The organism is Streptomyces sp. NPDC017993 (assembly GCF_044328065.1).
GTDB lineage: Bacteria > Actinomycetota > Actinomycetes > Streptomycetales > Streptomycetaceae > Streptomyces.
In genome coordinates, this window is sequence record NZ_JBIRGO010000030.1 from 1 (window position 1) to 16,614 (window position 16,614).

General features: G+C 68.9%; 14 protein-coding genes. 8 read left to right on the forward strand and 6 right to left on the reverse strand.

The window, feature by feature from the left end:
- Window positions 1-165: 165 nt before the first annotated feature.
- Window positions 166-1,839, reverse strand: a complete 1,674-nt coding sequence (locus ACH4FH_RS35355) for a tetratricopeptide repeat protein (protein ID WP_398560061.1) — start codon at window positions 1,837-1,839, stop codon at window positions 166-168.
- Between the two features lie 341 nt (window positions 1,840-2,180).
- On the opposite strand from ACH4FH_RS35355, the gene ACH4FH_RS35360 reads away from it, so the two are divergent.
- Both ACH4FH_RS35360 and ACH4FH_RS35365 read left to right on the forward strand, forming a co-directional pair.
- Complete coding sequence (locus ACH4FH_RS35360; protein ID WP_398560062.1) at window positions 2,181-2,597, forward strand: hypothetical protein; 417 nt, start codon at window positions 2,181-2,183, stop codon at window positions 2,595-2,597.
- Window positions 2,598-2,926: 329 nt separating this feature from the next.
- Complete coding sequence (locus ACH4FH_RS35365; RefSeq protein ID WP_398560063.1) at window positions 2,927-3,697, forward strand: hypothetical protein; 771 nt, start codon at window positions 2,927-2,929, stop codon at window positions 3,695-3,697.
- 70 nt (window positions 3,698-3,767) lie between these two features.
- On the opposite strand, the gene ACH4FH_RS35370 is transcribed toward ACH4FH_RS35365, so the two are convergent.
- Window positions 3,768-6,281 (reverse strand): SCO7613 C-terminal domain-containing membrane protein, encoded by a 2,514-nt coding sequence (locus ACH4FH_RS35370; RefSeq protein ID WP_398560064.1) that lies wholly within the window; start codon window positions 6,279-6,281, stop codon window positions 3,768-3,770.
- Between the two features lie 607 nt (window positions 6,282-6,888).
- Between ACH4FH_RS35370 and ACH4FH_RS35375 the strand changes: the two genes are divergently transcribed.
- From ACH4FH_RS35375 to ACH4FH_RS35400, 6 genes are all read left to right on the forward strand, one after another.
- Window positions 6,889-8,178: an ABC transporter substrate-binding protein gene (locus tag ACH4FH_RS35375; protein ID WP_398560065.1), complete on the forward strand. Its 1,290-nt coding sequence runs from the start codon at window positions 6,889-6,891 to the stop codon at window positions 8,176-8,178.
- The gene (locus tag ACH4FH_RS35380) at window positions 8,178-9,167 is read left to right on the forward strand and encodes a carbohydrate ABC transporter permease (protein WP_398560066.1); all 990 of its coding nucleotides are present in this window, start codon (window positions 8,178-8,180) and stop codon (window positions 9,165-9,167) included. The genes ACH4FH_RS35375 and ACH4FH_RS35380 overlap by 1 nt, the downstream gene beginning before the upstream one ends.
- An 82-nt stretch (window positions 9,168-9,249) precedes the next feature.
- Window positions 9,250-10,029 carry a carbohydrate ABC transporter permease gene (locus tag ACH4FH_RS35385; protein ID WP_398560067.1) on the forward strand — a complete coding sequence of 260 codons (780 nt, stop codon included), beginning with the start codon at window positions 9,250-9,252 and terminating at the stop codon, window positions 10,027-10,029.
- Between the two features lie 6 nt (window positions 10,030-10,035).
- Window positions 10,036-11,262 carry a Gfo/Idh/MocA family protein gene (locus ACH4FH_RS35390; RefSeq protein ID WP_398560068.1) on the forward strand — a complete coding sequence of 409 codons (1,227 nt, stop codon included), beginning with the start codon at window positions 10,036-10,038 and terminating at the stop codon, window positions 11,260-11,262.
- 521 nt (window positions 11,263-11,783) lie between these two features.
- Window positions 11,784-12,692, forward strand: coding sequence for an SAM-dependent methyltransferase (locus ACH4FH_RS35395; RefSeq protein ID WP_398560069.1), 909 nt, complete (start codon window positions 11,784-11,786; stop codon window positions 12,690-12,692).
- Window positions 12,693-12,694: 2 nt separating this feature from the next.
- Complete coding sequence (locus ACH4FH_RS35400) at window positions 12,695-13,792, forward strand: hypothetical protein (RefSeq protein WP_398560070.1); 1,098 nt, start codon at window positions 12,695-12,697, stop codon at window positions 13,790-13,792.
- A gap of 87 nt (window positions 13,793-13,879) precedes the next feature.
- Here the strand turns inward: ACH4FH_RS35400 and ACH4FH_RS35405 are convergent, their stop codons facing one another.
- From ACH4FH_RS35405 to ACH4FH_RS35420, 4 genes are read right to left on the reverse strand one after another with little or no spacing between them, the layout of a single operon-like run.
- The gene (locus ACH4FH_RS35405; protein WP_398560071.1) at window positions 13,880-15,286 is read right to left on the reverse strand and encodes a cytochrome P450; all 1,407 of its coding nucleotides are present in this window, start codon (window positions 15,284-15,286) and stop codon (window positions 13,880-13,882) included.
- Window positions 15,283-15,897: a GTP-binding protein gene (locus ACH4FH_RS35410; protein ID WP_398560072.1), complete on the reverse strand. Its 615-nt coding sequence runs from the start codon at window positions 15,895-15,897 to the stop codon at window positions 15,283-15,285. Before ACH4FH_RS35410 ends, ACH4FH_RS35405 begins: the two co-directional genes overlap by 4 nt.
- On the reverse strand, window positions 15,878-16,231 hold the full coding sequence (locus ACH4FH_RS35415) for a DUF742 domain-containing protein (protein ID WP_398560073.1): 354 nt from the start codon (window positions 16,229-16,231) through the stop codon (window positions 15,878-15,880). The genes ACH4FH_RS35410 and ACH4FH_RS35415 overlap by 20 nt, the downstream gene beginning before the upstream one ends.
- A complete protein-coding gene (locus tag ACH4FH_RS35420) occupies window positions 16,228-16,614 on the reverse strand; it encodes a roadblock/LC7 domain-containing protein (protein WP_398560117.1) in 387 nt (128 codons plus the stop codon). The genes ACH4FH_RS35415 and ACH4FH_RS35420 overlap by 4 nt, the downstream gene beginning before the upstream one ends.

The following is a 16,614-nucleotide window of genomic DNA, read 5'->3' on the forward strand; positions in this document are numbered from 1 at the left end:
GGGGCGCAGTCAAACGCCCCAGTACAGCCTGAACTGTACTCAGACGCAGGGGACCAACGCGGCAGCCAGTCACGCTCCACTTGCAATCAACGCCTCACAGGACCGGGCGACAAGCTCGGTCCTTCCGGGCCGAGAATTTGACAGCGTCAGTGCGCACCGAAGGACTCAGTCGGAGCAGCAGCCGCTGTTCGCGCCCGCGGTCTCCAGGCGGCAGAAGCAGGACGCCTCGACGGGGACGTCCGCGAGTGCCGTGGCCACGGTGAGTTGCTGGACGACGATGCGGGCTTCTGCCGTCCTGCCGAGCCGCACGAGGCATTCGTGGAAGCCGTGGAGGGCCCAGACGTTTCCTGGATGCTGCGAGGACCTGGGCAAGCTGTTGTCGAGTCCGAGGTCGGCCCGGTAGACGGCCTCGGCCTCTTCCACCCGGCCCTGTTCCAGCAGGAGCGCCCCGTAGGCGTGGCGGGTCGGCTGCATCCAGCCCCACGGTTCGTCGTAGGGGAGGTTGTCGTCGAGCTCGATGGAGCGCTCCAGGAAGGCGAACGCCACGTCGTACTCGCCCTTGCGGTATTCGAGCTCGCCGTCGAGCATGGCGGAGGCGATCGCCAGGATGTCCCGGCAGGTGTTGTTGAACAGCATCCGCGTCTGGGGAACCCTTCCGGCCGCGTGGCGGAACGTCTCGCGTTCGATCTCGGCCTCGGCGGTCGCCCCGCGCGCGGAGTACGCCACGCCGCGCGCGTAGTGCAGCATCGCCGTGGTGACGCAGTACAGCTCCGGGTCGGGAGGCATCGCCAGCGCGAGGATGTCTGTCCACCGGCCGAAGCGGATCAGCACGTGCACCCGCATGGCGAGGAAGCCCTCCAGCCAGTCGGCCATGGGCGGGCTCTCCACGCGCAGCAGTTCCTCGGGGATGGACGCCTCCAACTGCGCGGCCGTCTCCAGTGCCGCCCTGGACTGACCCAGGAACATCGCTCCGTAGATCTTGAAGTGGTAGTTGTGCGACCGGTAGAGCGTGTAGAAGTTCATCGCGCCGGCTCGCTGCAGGTACTTCTCGTCGGCTCTGATCGCGTCGCTGTTGCCCGACACGACCCGCCGGTAGTCCCCGCACAGCACGTCGAGATGTGAGGGCATGTGGTGCAGGTGGCCCGCGTCCGGGACCAGACCGCGCAGCCGGTCCGCGATCGCCAGGGCCTTCTCCGGCGTCGGCGACATCTCCATCAGGTGGATGTACATGTGCAGTACGCCCGGGTGATCGATGCCGGTCGCGGTCAGCAACGCACGGTCGAGGACGGCCTTCGCCTCCAGCGTGCGCGCGCCGGCCGCGGGCTCGCCCGTGCGCACATCCCACAGCTGCCATGGGGTGAGGTTCATCAACGCGTCCGCACAGAGGGTGGCGACATCCAGGTCGTCGGGGGCGAGTTCGTATACGGAGCGCATGGCCTCGGCGTAGGGCTCGTTCCAGATGGAACAGTCCTGCGCGGCGTGCGAGGCGGGATAGCGCTCGCGCAGTGCCTCGATGAGTGCACGCTCGATCGGCGTGGCCCCCTCGCACAGCGCGTGGGCCCGTTCGACGGCGGCGTGCGTCCGTTCCACCGTGCGCTGCAGGTCGGCGTCGTCGAAGAACTCCCAGGGCTTGTTGTAGTTGGGGCCCATGGCGTACGCGACGCCCCAGTACGCCATGGCACAGCCAGGGTCCGCTACCGCCGCCGCTTCGAAGCAGGTGACCGCCTCTTCGTGGTTGAACGCGAAGCTCCACACCAGGCCACGGTCGAACCAAAGCTGCGCTTCCGGCGAAGATGTCGATACGGGCCGGGTGAAGGTCCCGAGGTCGAAGTAGTCCAAGAGGATCTCCTGCAAGGGATGCGACTCGAAGGCAGCCGGCGCTCGGCGCGCAGGTGCCGATCCAGGGTTGCGATCGCCCTCCGAGCCTGACAAGAAGAGCAAGCCCGCAGCGGCCTCTTCCTCCTTACAGCGGGCACAGACAGCTACCTTCAGCCTATTTCTGTGCTCCTTGGCGGCCTAGCACCACAGGGCCCCTTCTCGGGCTTCCAGGCCGCCGTCCGACGGCCGCCCCCCCCACTTGATGTGGACACATCGTGAAGCGCGATCATGGGGGCATGAGGAACGAAGAGGCGAACGGCCCGGTGGCATGTCCCGGATGCCGGACGCGGGAGAACGTGCCAGTGGTCGAGGCACGTACAGACGGAGGGGAACGGCGCGAGGACCTGACGACCAAGCTTGCGTCGGCGCCGAAGGACACCACGGGTAATGGCTGCATGCACGTCGTCGAGGGCATCGTGCTCGCCTTGGCGGCCGGCCTCGCAGGGAAGTATTTTGCCGACGAACGGGACCTGCCGTGGCTCACGGCCGTTGGCGTCGTCGTCGCGGTGCTCATCGTCGTGGCCACGATCGCCATCGTCCGTGGCGAGAACAGGGATGCGCGGCGGGCTCAGGAGGGAGCGGCCCGTGCGGCCGCACTCACCGCCGAGGCGCGCTACTGCTACACCTGCCAGGGCGTGTTCTACCCGTCCGGGCACCCATCGCCGGGGATCGTGACGCCGGAGCAGTTCCGCCGGCATGCGCAGACGGCAGCCGGCTAGAAGTGCACTGACAATCTTGGAAACGCGCCTGGATCACGGCGATTTTCCCAGGTAGACATTTTCTGAGTGAACCGGCGCAGGTTGGGTGCACTGAGCAAGATCTTCATCAGGCTTCCAGGGTCTTTCCGACCAACGGATCAGGCCGGCGCGTATCGAGCCCCGGCGGGAGGCAGGTCGGAAATCCTCAGGGCCGGCGCCTACGCTCCCGGCGCCCTCATCCGAGGCTTCATCTCATGGGTACTCCGATTGCGCGGAAATCCTGCCTTCCGAGGTGCGCCCGGCCGCGCAACAGCATCAGCTGGTGACGGGGACCGAACCTAGGAGCAACGATGGCCAGCAATCGTTTGAAGAATGGCTACACGACCATCGACCGGCGACTCGACCGCGTTCCACAGTTCGACGAGCGCAGCAGGAATTACCCCATCCGAGAGATGGTCACCGAGCGAGCTCCCCTGCGCTCTGCAGGCTGGTCCTGTCCTTCCTGGTTGGACCAAGGAAACGAAGGCGCCTGCGTCGGATTCGCCTGGTCCCACGAGCTGATCGCGACCCCGGTCGAGGTGCAGGGAGTGGACGCTTCTTTCGCTCGCGGTGTCTATCGCGAAGCTCAGAAAGTCGATGAGTGGCCCGGCGAGAACTACGACGGCACCTCGGTGCTTGCCGGAGCCAAGGCGGTATCCGCACGCGGCTATATGGAGGAGTATCGCTGGGCTTTCGGAGTGGACGACGTGCTGCGCACGCTGGGCTATTTCGGCCCCGTCGTGATCGGTATCAAGTGGTACGACTCCATGTTCCAGCCGGCCCCCAACGGGCTGCTGGAGGTGTCCCCGGGTGATTTTGGGGGCCATGCGATCCTCGTGCGTGGTGTCTCGCTCAAGGCGCGGCTCAACGGGAATGGCGGCACCACGCCGGTCGTGCGATTGCGCAACTCCTGGGGACGGGACTGGGGCGTTGATGGTGACTGTTACCTACGGGTCGAGGACCTTGAAGCCCTTCTGAAGGACGATGGGGAGGCTTGCGTTCCTGTCGAGCGCAGGACCGGCTCCTCACGGGCGCCACATCCCGATTCTGAGCTTCTCCGGGAAAGTGGCGAGGTCGACTGACCTCGCTGGACACCCCGTGAGGTCGTCCAGCTCCGCCGAGACCGACGTCAGCAGGGACCGTTTCGGAGGCTCACCCCATGCTGCGCACCGTGTCACGCAGGCGTCGGGCTTCGCCGATCCGCTTCTCGTAGGTGGCCCCGAGCAGCAGGAGGAGCAGGCCGGCAGTGGCCAGCGGCACCCAGCGGGGGAGGGCGCCGAGCACCTGGACCACGGTCGGGGCGAGTTCGTGCAGCCCGACCAGCAGGAGTACGCCGCTGCCGACGACCAGCGGTGCTTGCAGGCGCGTGCGTACCCCGACGACGGTGGCGAGCAGCGCCGCCGTGCCCAGGAGCAGCGGGCGTACCCAGTTCTCGTCGCTCCACGTGGCGGCGAGGCTGGGGAGCATGGTTGCGCTCAGCCCCGCCCCGTAGGCGGCCCAGGAGCCTGTCCCCGGGGTGCTCCTACGTCGGCGGTGGCCGATGATCAGCGCGGCTGCTGTGATCGGCAGCGTGTACGCCTCGGGGGAGGAGACGCCTGCCAGGGCGAGGCGCACCCAGGAGGAGGCGATGAGCAGGGCGGTTCCGACGAGTGCGGCGCGGCGGCGGTCCGGGCGCAGCGCGACGGCCAGCCCCGCGACCCCGGTCACGGCTAGGGCGAGGCTCAGCGCAGCGGGGTGAGGGGCCGTCAGAGCGAGGGCGGCTGCCGCAAGGGTGTACCCCGTGCCTTCGACGGCGGTGGAGACCTGATCACGCCCCGGGATCCGGTGCCAGGCCGCTGCGGCACCGGCGGCGGCAGCAGCGACCGCGAGAACCACGAACCCCGTGACGTGCCAGGGCAGGCCGGTGGTGATCGCGGACGCGACCGCCTCGACGCCCAGGGCGAGGACGGCGAAGGCACCCGCGACACGCGCCGTCGCACGCTCGGCGGGCCGGGCGGTCGGCGCCGCAAGAACGTGGGCGAGTACGGCTGCCGACGCGGCGAAGGTCCCGCACACCGCGAGCAGGGCGGCCCGGTCGGCCGTCGACCACAGCAGGGTGAGAGCGCCGGTGGCGGCCAGTGCCAGGAGCCGCGGTACGAGTGCGGCCCCCGGCCGGCGCACGACGTCCACCGCCACGCCGATGGACGCCACAGCGGCGGCCGCCAGCACCCACCCGTACGGCAGCCCAAGCGCCACCGGCAGCAGGAGCAGCGCGGGGACGGCAGCCAGTGCTGTGGCGTTGCACTGCGCCTTCGCCAGTCGGTCCTTGTGCCGGTCGCCAACGGCACGGGCACGAAGTACGGCCATGATGCCCAGGACGGACGTGAGCAACCAGAGCACGACCAGCGGCGCGCTCGCGAGCTGCCAGCTCCACCGCGGCGGGTGACCGTCGAGCCAGAGCGCCATGCCGGGGACGATGGGACGGGTGAGGGCGTGCGCGAGTTCCGGCAGCACCACGACACCGGTCAGCAGCAGCATGGTTGAGGCGGCGGCCAGCTCTCCCACCGCGGCCGCAGCGTCGGGCGGGGGTGCGAGCGGGCCACCCTTCTCAGGCTTTGCCCACCGGCCGCTCCGCGCACAGGACACCGCCGCCCACACGGCGATGAGTGCCGCTGGTGCCGCGTATCCGGCCGCGACCCACCCCGAGGGGGTGACGTACCGCAAACCGGCGCCGACGGCCACGATCAACGCCACGACGGCCACGCCCTCGCCGCCGGAGCGCAGCGCGAAGGGCAGCGTGCGCAAGCCGCGGCACAGCGCCATGCCGAGCAGCACCAGCAGACCCAGCGGTACCCAGGCTCGCGCCACCTCGGTCAGCGACGAGGCGACCACCGCGTGCCCCACCGCGAGCGCCCCGCCCAGCAGCGCCCATCCGCCGCCCACCACCCCGGCCCCCGTGACCAGGGCGGTGGCAGCCCGTTCGCCGCCCACCCGGTCGCGGAACCCGGCAGGCCCGGTGGCGGCGCGTGCGGTGAGTGCGTACAGGACCGCGAAGTCCACCGCGGCCGTGGCGATCATCGCGGTCGCGTAGTCCTCGGCCGTTCCGCCCAAGGCGGCGGCGCCCAGGATGCCGGGCAGTCGTGCCATCAGGAACCCCACGGGCAGCGGGAGCCGGAGCCGTTGCCACCAGCCGTAGGCGGCCGCTCCCACCGCGGTCAGCATGGTGAGCACCGCCCAGTAGCCCGCCGTCCCGACGCGGTCCAGCCCGCCGAGTCCGGCCTGCCGGGCGGCGTAGGCGTCCAGGAGCACCAGGGCGAGTCCCACCGCGGCCGAAGCCTCGGCGGTGGCCGTGAGCTGCCGCCGCCGCAGCGGACGGGGCAGTGCGAGCGCGCACGCGGTCACCGCGAGCAGGATGGCGGCCCGCCCGCCGATGCCCAGCCGTCCCCAGCTCACCACGGTGAACACCAACGCGGCCACGACCACCAGCACCCCGCCGACGATCAGCAGCGCGGTCCGGGCGGACGGCGCGGAGACCTCCCGCCCCGGGACGCCCGCCGAACCGCCGTCCCCGCCCACGGGAGCGGTCACCGGCATCCCCGTGGGGGCGTCCCGGTGCATCCGCAGCGCGGCCAGCAACTCGTTGTGCCGTTGCGCAAGCCAGTGCCTGCGTGCGTCCAGCGCGCGCAACTCTCCTGTGACCTGCCACAACGCCTGGGCATCCGGCCCGGTCAGGGGCAGTCGGCAACGGGTGCACCAAGCGGGCGGAGGCGACCCCAGAGGCATTCCGCAGTCTGGGCAACCCGGCGATTCCATGTGCATGGCGCGAGTATGCGGAGTCGTGTCGGCCATGGGCTTGAGTACCCGTACTCAGATTCGCCCTGGTGTCCGAGGCGAGGGGCAGACGGTGATTCGCGTTCACCTGTCCGAGTCAACAGCGTCCCTGGCCCCTACTGCCACACCAGCGGGCGCCCCGGCGGGCATGCCGCGTCCAGCTCTGCGGCTGCTTGGTGCGCCAGGTCGAGCCCCCTCCCGGCGTCGGGAAACTGCTGCTCAAGAGCCATCTCTTCCAGACGCTCGCGGTGCGGAGTCGTCACACAGGAGGAGCGCCGCCGCGAGCCAATGCATAAAGATGATTGAAAGGGCATTGACCTTTGCAACTTTGAGCAATTAGCGTCCGGGTGTCTCGGCTGTGGGGCTGCGTCCCCAACGAACGTCCCCCACGGGCGTCCTCCGCCGAGAACGCGGCCTCTCCCGTGCGGCGGGGTCGGTGGCCCCATCCCCAGGAAGGCTCCGCGTGCGTAGACGTTCCCTGCTCACGGCGGCTGCCGCCACGACGCTTGCGGCCGTCCCGCTCGCGTCCGGCTGCGGCCCCTCCTCGTCGGCCGCCGGTGGCGGCTCCCGGCGCGGCCATCTCACCTACGGCGTCTGGGACGTCTACCAGGTGCCCGCCATGAGGCGGGTGGCGCGGGAGTTCGAGCGCTCTCGGCCGGGTGTGACCGTCGATGTTCAGCTCACTCCCAACGGCACGTACTGGACCAAGCTGCGCACGGCGTGCACCGGCGGCGCCGCTCCGGACGTCTTCTGGATGAACGGGCCCAACTTCGGTCTCTACGCGGATGCCGGGCAGCTTCTGCCGCTGGAGACCGACGGGCCGGACGCCGTGCTGCGGCCCGCCGACTTCCCGCCCGATCTGATGTCCCTCTACCGCTGGAAGGGCACCCAGTACGGCCTTCCGAAGGACTTCGACACGGTCGCACTGTGGTTCAACAAGGAGATCTTCGACCGGGCCAAGGTCGACTACCCGGACTCCACGTGGACCTGGCAGGACCTGATATCCACCGCGCAGCGGCTCACCGACCGCAAGCGAGGGATCTACGGTGTGGGGGCTCCGGTTCGCGCGCAGGAGAACTACTACAACTCGATACCGCAGGCCGGCGGCTGGGTCATCTCCCAGGACAAGAGCCACTCCGGATACTCCGACGAGCGCACTCAGGAGGGGTTGCAGCTGTGGATCGACCTGATCCACCGCTACCGTGCCTCGCCGTCCCTGCAGCAGATGACCGACACGGATCCCACCCAGATGTTCCAGTCCGGGACGCTGGCCATGACCTACGAGGCGTCCTACAACGCGGCGATGTTCCACGCCGACCGCGAGCTGCGGGCCAAGGTGGATGTGGCGCCGATGCCCAAGGGCCGGCGGCGCGCCACGGTCCTGCACGGCCTGGCCAATGTCATCTACGCCCGCACGCCGCGGCCCGAGCTGGCCCGGGATTTCGTCCGGTTCCTCGGCGGGAAGCGCGCCTCGTTGCTCCAGGGCAAGTACGGCACCGCCATCCCGGCGCGCAAAGGCACCGCCGAACCGTGGGCCGCCGGCATGCCGCGCTTCGACCTCCAGGTGCACCTGGACGCGCTCGACCATGCGGTGCCCTTCCCCAGTTCCGCCAACTCCGCGGCCTGGTCGCACAAGGAGCAGATGTGGCTCGCCAAGGCGTGGAGCGGCGAGGAAAGCCTCAAGGGCGCCGCCGGCTCCCTGACCGAAGCGATGAATCAGCTTCTCGCGCAGGAGAGAAAGGGCCGGTCCTGATGAGCCTCAAAGTGCGTTCGCAGACCGCCGTCCCGGCACAACGTACCCGCCCGGCTCCCTTCGACCAGCGGGAACTGCGCCGTCGTCAGCGTCGCTTCCAGCACCGGGACAAGTGGTGGGGTTACGCGCTGATCGCCCCGGCCGGGCTGGGCCTGGCGGTCTTCTACCTGTGGCCCGTGGTGCAGACGGTGTACTACAGCTTCACCCAGTGGGGCGCCTTCGGCGGGACGACCTGGATCGGCCTGTCCAACTACCGCACTCTGGTGGACGACCCCGAGTTCTGGCAGTCGCTGGGCAACACCGGCATCTACACCGGACTGGTGCTGCTGGGGATCCCGCTGTCGATGGTGTTGGCGGTGCTGCTCAACCTCAAGGGCCTGCGCGGCACAGGGGTCTACCGCACGTTCTACTTCCTGCCGGTGGTCACGATGCCCGCCGCCGTCGCGGTGGTCTGGCGCTGGCTCTACAACGGCGACGTGGGCGTTCTCAACCACGCACTGTCCGCGATCGGCATCGACGGAACCTACTGGGTGTCCGACCCGGACACGATCCGCTTCGCGGTCGCCGTTGTCGGCGTGTGGATGACCGTCGGCTACAACATGATCCTTCTGCTGGCCGGCCTCCAGAGCATCCCCAGCGACTACTACGAGGCCGCGTCGCTCGACGGCGCGGGGCGCGTGCGGCAATTCTTCTCGGTCACCCTGCCGCTGCTGAGCCCCACGCTGTTTTTCACCACCGTGCTGTCGATCATCCAGTCCCTGCAGGTCTTCGACCTGGTGTACCTGATCATCGGCGCCAACACGCAGAACTCGCTCCAGAACCCGGCATACGGCGATGGCCAGACCGTGGTGATGCTCTTCTTCCAGAAGGCGTTCTTCGACAACCAGCGCGGTTACGGCGCGGCGATCGTCTGTGTGCTGTTCGTCCTGATCATGGCGTTGACCGCCGTCCAGTTCCGGTTGCAAAAGAGGTGGGTCCACTATGCCTGAGGCGACGCGGGGTAGCCGGGGCCCCCTGAGCTCCCGGCGCCAAAGCCGTGCGGGCAGGCTGTGGCCGGCCCACGTCGCGCTCATGCTGGGCGCGGTGGTCACCGTCTTCCCCCTGGCATGGGAGGTGCTGACCTCCTTCAAGAGCTTCGGCGAGTCCGTACGGGTGCCGCCGACGATCCTGCCCGCGCACTGGGACTTGTCGAACTACTCGAAGGTCTTCGAGGCGATTCCGTTCGGGCAGCAGTTCGTGAACACCCTCGTGATGTCGCTGCTGCGCACCGCGGCCCAGCTGCTGTTGTGCGCGATGGCCGCCTACGCCTTCGCACGCATCCGCTTCCCGGGGCGCGGGGCGATCTTCCTCGGGTTCCTCGCCGTGCTGATGGTGCCAGGCCAGCTCTTCCTGCTGCCGCAGTACCAGATCATGCAGGACCTGGGCTGGTTGGACTCCATGCAGGCGTTGGTGATCCCCGGGATGTTCTCCGCCTTCGGCACCTTCCTGCTGCGGCAGTTCTTCATGGGGCTGCCCGAGGAGTTGGAGGAGGCGGCGCGGCTGGACGGCGCCAACCCCTTCACCGTCTTCTGGCGGATCGCCCTGCCGCTGGCCCGCCCGGGGCTGCTCGCGCTGGGCATCCTCACGTTCCTGTGGTCCTGGAACGATCTGATGTGGCCGCTGATCGTCAACACCGACCCGGCCAAGATGCCGCTGTCGGCCGGACTGGCCTCCCTCCAGGGCGCCCACCTGACCGAGTACCCGGTGCTGATGGCCGGCTCTCTCCTCGCCACGCTCCCGGTGATCGTGGTGTTCGTCGCGATGCAGCGCCAGTTCATCCAGGGCATCGCTTTCTCCGGAATGAAGGGCTGAGCACATATGACCGACACCTCCGCCGCCCCGGCCGGCCCCCGGGCGCACACCCGCGACCTGCGGCTCGGCGTCATCGGACTCGGCCTGCGTGCCACGCTCGCACGCGAGGCCCACCACCCCGGCGAGGGGTGCGTGGTGGTGGCCGCGGCCGACACCGCGCCCGGCATGTTCGGCCGGGCCCGCGAGTGGTTCGGCGACGACGTCCACGTCTACCCCGACCACCGTCAGATGCTGGCCGCCGAAGAGCTGGACGCGGTCTTCGTCATCACCCCCGACCACACCCACGAGGCCCTGGCCGTCGAACTGCTGGAGGCCGGCGTCGCCGTCTTCGTGGAGAAGCCGCTGGCCATCACCACTGAGGGCTGCGACCGCGTCCTGGAGGCCGCGCGAACCGGGGGCGCCCGGCTGTACGTGGGCCACAACATGCGCCACATGCCGGTGGTGCGCGTCATGCGCGACCTCATCCAGCGCGGCGAGATCGGCGAGGTCAAGGCCGTCTGGTGCCGGCACTTCGTGGGCCACGGCGGCGACTTCTACTTCAAGGACTGGCACGCCGACCGCCGCAACACCACAAGCCTGCTCCTGCAAAAGGGCGCCCACGATCTGGACGTCATCCACTGGCTGGCCGGCGCCTACACCGAGCGCGTCACCGCGCTCGGCGGTCTCACCGTCTACGGCGACATCACCGACCGCTCAGGACAGGCCCCCGGAGCCGTCATGCCCGACTGGTACGACCCGGAGCGCAACTGGCCCCCGCTCTCCCTCACCGGTCTCAACCCCGTCGTCGACGTCGAGGACCTGTCGATGATGGTCATGCGGCTGGAGGGTGGTGTCCACGCCAGCTACCAGCAGTGCCACTACACCCCCGACTACTGGCGCAACTACACGGTCATCGGCACCGAGGGCAGGCTGGAGAACTTCGGCGACCACGGGGAGAGCGCCGAGGTCCGCGTGTGGAAGCACCGCAGCGGCTACCGCGCCGATGCCGACCTCGTCGTCGCGATGCCCTCGCCCGGCGAGGGCGGGCACGGCGGCTCCGACCCGCAGCTGGTCGCCGAGTTCCTCCGCTTCGTCCGCGACGGTGGCTCGACGGACACCAGCCCGGTCGCCGCCCGCGAGGCCGTAGCGGCCGGCGTTGCGGCGACCGAGTCGCTGCGCGCCGACGGCCGCCCCGTCACCGTGTCGCGTGTCGCCCCCGACCTGGCCGACTGGTACGCCAACGGCCAGAGCTGAGCCCCTCGACGCAGAATGCTGCCGCGGTGGCGCGGTGGACATGGCCCACCAACGCTTCGGATGCCACGTCGACTTTCGACGTGAGTCGCCACCCACTCGAGGAAGCAGCCGACTTCCACACGCGGTCGCGGGCGTGATCGTGCATGCCGGCGCGGTGGCCAGGTGCCGGAGAGGCTTGTCCTCCAGGGCTGCCCTGGAGGACAAGCCGCTGCGACGAGGATGCCGCTGAGGACGCGCAGCACCGCCCACCGCGAGCCCGGCTCAAAGTCGCGCACTCCGGGGCCAGTTGGCAGGCACCATGGGCTGGCCGACGGGCAGCTGCTGTGGGCACCCTTCACGCGGATCCCCTCGTGCCTCCAGATTCGTCATCACTGTGGCGTGACCGGAACGTAGAGAGGATCGTTGCTGATCACAACTGAATATCAACGGCCGGATACACGCGGCGTGATGGCATCATTCCAGCCAGTCGCGGGCAGTGTGGTCCGGCCCCCGAGTGGATCCGATGACAATCCGGAGAACCGATGAACGCTCACCCTGTCACTCAGTCGCGCGCGGATGGCACGGCGTTCGATGACACGGAAGTGCCGCGTTACTACGCACGCAAGACCCAGGACATACTTCACAAGTACGGTCCAGGGCCCCGGGTCCACTTCCACGTGGGCCTGTTCGATCCGGCAGCCAAGCTCAACACCACCGTCTCCCAGCGGATCCTCAAGAGCCGGATCATCAACGCCCAGGAGGCGATTCTCGACCACGCCGCGCGCACCTGGGCTGACGGCCAGTCATTTCCCGCGCACCTGCTCGACATCGGGTGCGGGCTGGGTGGCGGCAGCCTCTACTGGGCGCAGGAACATGGCGCGAAAGTCACCGGTCTCACCGTCGCGAACGACCACATACCGGTCATCAGGGAGCTCGCCCGGCAGGCAGGTGTTTCCGGCCGCGTCGCCCCTCGCGTCGGCGACATCCACGACATGACCGACGAGCGTCGCTACGACGCTGCGTACGCCATCGAAAGCTCCGGCTACATGGACCGCCGGCGCCTGTTCCAGGTGGTGGCGAGGGCCCTGCGGCCCGGGGGGTGGTTCGGCATCCAGGAGCACTTCATCTGCCGTCCCGAATGGATCGACTGGATCGACGACTACTACAAGACGCGGCTCGGTACCCTCACCGAGTACATCCGCGCTGCTGAGGCCGCCGGCTTCGAGCTGGAGCAGGATGAGGACGTCACGGACGGCGTCAGCGAGTTCTGGCTACAGTCCATGGCCTGGAACACGGCCGAACTGTCCCGTCTGGCAGAGGGCGGCGAACAGGCATCCTGGTCTCGGGAGCGGCTCCAGCAGAGCGCCATCTCTCACGGCAAACTGTTCCGCATCTGGCGCGACCACGCCGTGGAGACCCGCCTGCTGCACTTCCGGCTCGGAGGCAGCTGACGGTGATCGCCGAACACGGCCACGCTTCACGAATCGGCTGGCAACTCCCCCCGTTCTTCTGCCCCTTCGCCCCCAAGCGCCACCCCAAGGCAGCGGAGATCGAGCAGCGCGCCACGGAATGGATCGACGCCTTCGGGATCTATCCCGATGCCACCGAGCGCGCCTGGGGCCTCGCCACGCACAGCGCCGACTTCTCCTGCAGGATCATCCCCGACGGCGACGTCGACCACGTGCTGACGTTCACCATGTGGAACTACTGGGCGAACGCCGTTGACGACTGGCAGGACTCCGGACCGGCCGCCACCAGTACCGCGGCGATCACCGACCACGGCGCCCGCCTCGCCCGGGCCCTGGAGATGCCCGGCTGCGCCCTCCTGCCTCCGGGGCCCCTTACCTCGGCGCTGGACGATCTGGTGCAGCGGACACAGGACCTGCTCACGCCATTTCAGCTGCGCAGGTTCGCAGAGGGAGCCAGGGACTGGTTGATGGGGGCGGGCTGGCGCACGGCTCAGGCCGAGCGCGGCCGCATGCCCAGCCTCACTGAGTACGCCGGTCTCGGGGCTCTCGCCAACGGCACCCGGTTCAGCCTCACATGGGCCGACGCCGCGAACGGGATCGACCTGCCGCCGGACACTCTGTACGCGGCCCCGGTCCAGGCCGTGACCGACGCAGCGGGGTGGATCGTCGCCGCCGACAACGATCTCTTCTCCTACAACAAGGACGACGATCAAGAGCCATGGGAGCAGAACCTGATCAACGTGTTGGCCCACGAGCGAGGATGCGTACCGAGAGAGGCCGTCCCTGAGGCAGTCGCTCTGCGGGATCGGGTGATGACCCTCTTTCTCCGCCTGCGCGCACAGCTCGCCCGTGGAGCGGACGAGCAGCTTCAGCGATACCTCGAATCCCTGCAGAGCTACATCGCCGGCAGCATCGCGTGGCAGAACGTCGCTCCCCGCTACGCGAGCCCGCGCAACCGCAACGCCTGGCCGGTGGAGGGGGCGACTTTCGATGTGGTCCGGAGCGACTCCCCGAGTGATCCGAGCATCGCGCCGCCCGCGGTTCCGTCCTTGAACTGGTGGTGGCAGCAACTGGAGCAGTGATCAGCCGGCGACGGCCCGGCGCACCTGGCGCCGGGCCGAGCAGGGCAAAGGGCCCGCAGCGATGTGCTGCGGGCCCTCATGGCGGGGCTAGCGCCGACCGAGCAGGCGGCGCAGCCACGACCACCGCGAAGGCCGCGGCCGGACTGTCGCGGCCGGAACTGCCTCCGCCGGCGGAGCGAGCGGCGGCAGCGGAGTGGGCTCGGGGCGCCGATCGGGCTCGGGTCGCGGAGCGGTGGCGGCGACAGCCCGGGGCTCGAACCGCACCGGCAGCTGTACGAGGTGCTGGGACATCAGCGTGCCCCGGCGCTCCAGCTCGAAGTCGTGCACAGTCAGCTCGATGTCGGGCAAGCGCGCCAACAGGGCCTCGATGCCGGTGTCGGCGATGGCCCGACCGATGTCCTGGCCCGGGCATTCGTGGGGGCCCGCGCTGAATGCCAAGTGAGAACGGTTGCCGTGGACCGGCGCGCTCAGGTCCGGCCGGACCTGAGGATCGACGTTGCCCGCAGCGAGGGACAGCAGGAGCATGTCGCCACGCTTGATCTCCTGCCCGCCCAGCTTGGTGTCCGCCGTGGCCCAGCGGCCCAAGACGGTGTTGATGGGAGTCTGATCCCACAGCACCTGCTCCAGAGCCTCCGCCAGCGTCATGCGGCCGCCCGAGAGGTTCGCGCGAAAGCGAGGATCGGTGAGGACCATCCGCAGGGTGTTCGCGATCAGGTTCGCGGTGGTTGCGTACGCCGCCACCAGGACCACTCGCACGTGCGCCAAAACCTCGACATCTGTCAGCTCGGCGGGGTGGTCCAGCAGCCAGGACGTGAGGTCGTACCCACGACTGGCCTTCTTGCTCGCCACCAGCTGATACAGCGTCTTCGTGACGTACTCATCGCTTTCGAGGGCGGTCTCGGTGCCCTCCAGCATGTCAGGAACTGCCCGAACGAGCCCGGGGCCGTGTTCCTCCGGAGCACCGATCAGCTGCGTCATCACCAGCATCGGCAGCTGACTGGAGAACTCCGCCACGAGATCGGCCTGGCCGTTGGAGGCGAAGTCATCGATGAGTTGGTGGGCGAACCGGGTGACGTACCGGCGGATCCCGCGCCGGTCGAAGCGCTGCAGGGACTCGAGTACCGCGCCCCTCAGTCGGTCGAAGACCGGGCCGTCGTTGAAATTGATCACCGGCCACCAGGTCACCATCGGCGAGAGTGCGTACTTCTCGGGGACCACCGTCCCGTCCTTTGCCGCACCCCATTCGCGGGGGTCACGAGAGAACCGGCCGGGGTTTCGGGCCACCTCCAGATTCTCTCGGTGGCCCAGGACGAGCCAGGCCGGCTGATCGTCATGCACCAGCACGGGCGCCACCGCGCCGTGTTTGGCGCGGAGTTGCTCGTACAGGGCCATGGGGTCGTGCTCAGCGGCCGGACCGTAGAGGCGCAGCGGTCCGTCCTGGCCCAGGCCGTGGGCCGGGCACCCGGGCGGCGGGAGGAGGGGAGGCGTGCTCATGAGGACTCCGTTACGACGAGGGAGTGCAGGTAGTGCATGAGGGAAATCAGGACGTCACGGCTGGAGTCGCGATGCCGCGCGTCGCATGTCATCAGGGGTACGTGTGAAGGGAGGTCGAGGGCGCTGCGGAGTTCTTGCAGCGAGTGCTCCGGAGCGCCCACAAAGGAGTTCACCGCGACGACGAAGGGCACGCCGCTCTCTTCCAGGCGGCCCATGACGTCGAAGCTGTCCTCCAGCCGCCGGGTGTCCACCAGCACCACGGCGCCGAGGGCGCCTTCGAACAGCCCGTTCCACAGGAACCAGAACCGCTGCTGGCCGGGGGTGCCGAAAAGGTAGAGCACGAGTTCGTCGCTGATACTGATGCGGCCGAAGTCCATCGCGACGGTGGTGGCCGTCTTGTGTTCCACACCCGCGCGGTCGTCGACTCCGGCGCCGGCCTGGGTCATGGTCTCTTCAGTGGTCAGCGGCCTGATCTCGCTGACCGAGCCGACCATGGTCGTCTTGCCGACCCCGAATCCGCCCACGATCACGACCTTGACCGCCGCGGACGCCGTGTGGGGGAGCCGCTCCTCGTTGAGGGGCTCTGCGAGCTCAGAGCTTTTGAAGGCCATGGATCACCTTTTCGATGAGGGCAAGGTCGGGCAGATCCGCTGGCGGTACCGGCGGGCGCGTGAGCACCTGTTGCTCGTCCAGCAGGTCGCTGATCAGGACGGTGATGACACTCACCGGAAGTCCTGTGTGGGCGGATATCTCGGCGACCGAGAGCGGGGCCTGACACAGGCTCAGGATCGCGGCATGCTCCGGTTGTATGCCGGCCGTGGCGACTGTCCTGGCCACGACCAGCGTGACCAGGTCGAGGTCGTTGGATGCGGAGGAACGGCCACTGGTGATGACGTAGAGGCGCTCCGGCCCTTCCTCCGTGCCGTCCTGGTGGGAATCGCTCACCTGGCCTGCCCGTCACTGCGGGGCGGGCTGGTGATGTGAGCTCCGAGTCGCGCGATGAGGTCCCGCATGCGTTGCCCCATGAGCCCGGCATCCACACCGTCGTCAGCGAGCACCGCGAGGTAGGCCCGCGGGCCGGCAGCCATCAAGTAGAAGAAGCCGCCCTCCATCTCGATGACCACCAGCTGCATCTTGCCCGCCTGCTGCGGGAGCTCGCTGCCGACCGCGCTGGCGAGGCTCTGCAAGCCTGAGCAGGAAGCGGCCAGCCGCTCGGCCGACTCGGTGGTCCCACCGTGGTGTCCCATACGCAGCCCGTCTGAGGACAGTACGAGGACCGTGCGGGTCTGCGGCACGCTCTCCGCGAGGTCCTTGAGCATCCAGTCCAA

What these genes read in the sequence shown, in the direction of transcription:
- ACH4FH_RS35365 (WP_398560063.1), top strand. Translation starts at nt 2,927, where the DNA reads ATGGCCAGCAATCGTTTGAAGAATGGCTACACGACCATCGACCGGCGA.
- ACH4FH_RS35380 (WP_398560066.1), top strand. Translation starts at nt 8,178, where the DNA reads ATGAGCCTCAAAGTGCGTTCGCAGACCGCCGTCCCGGCACAACGTACC.
- ACH4FH_RS35385 (WP_398560067.1), top strand. Translation starts at nt 9,250, where the DNA reads ATGCTGGGCGCGGTGGTCACCGTCTTCCCCCTGGCATGGGAGGTGCTG.
- ACH4FH_RS35390 (WP_398560068.1), top strand. Translation starts at nt 10,036, where the DNA reads ATGACCGACACCTCCGCCGCCCCGGCCGGCCCCCGGGCGCACACCCGC.
- ACH4FH_RS35395 (WP_398560069.1), top strand. Translation starts at nt 11,784, where the DNA reads ATGAACGCTCACCCTGTCACTCAGTCGCGCGCGGATGGCACGGCGTTC.
- ACH4FH_RS35405 (WP_398560071.1), bottom strand. Translation starts at nt 15,286, where the DNA reads ATGAGCACGCCTCCCCTCCTCCCGCCGCCCGGGTGCCCGGCCCACGGC.
- ACH4FH_RS35410 (WP_398560072.1), bottom strand. Translation starts at nt 15,897, where the DNA reads ATGGCCTTCAAAAGCTCTGAGCTCGCAGAGCCCCTCAACGAGGAGCGG.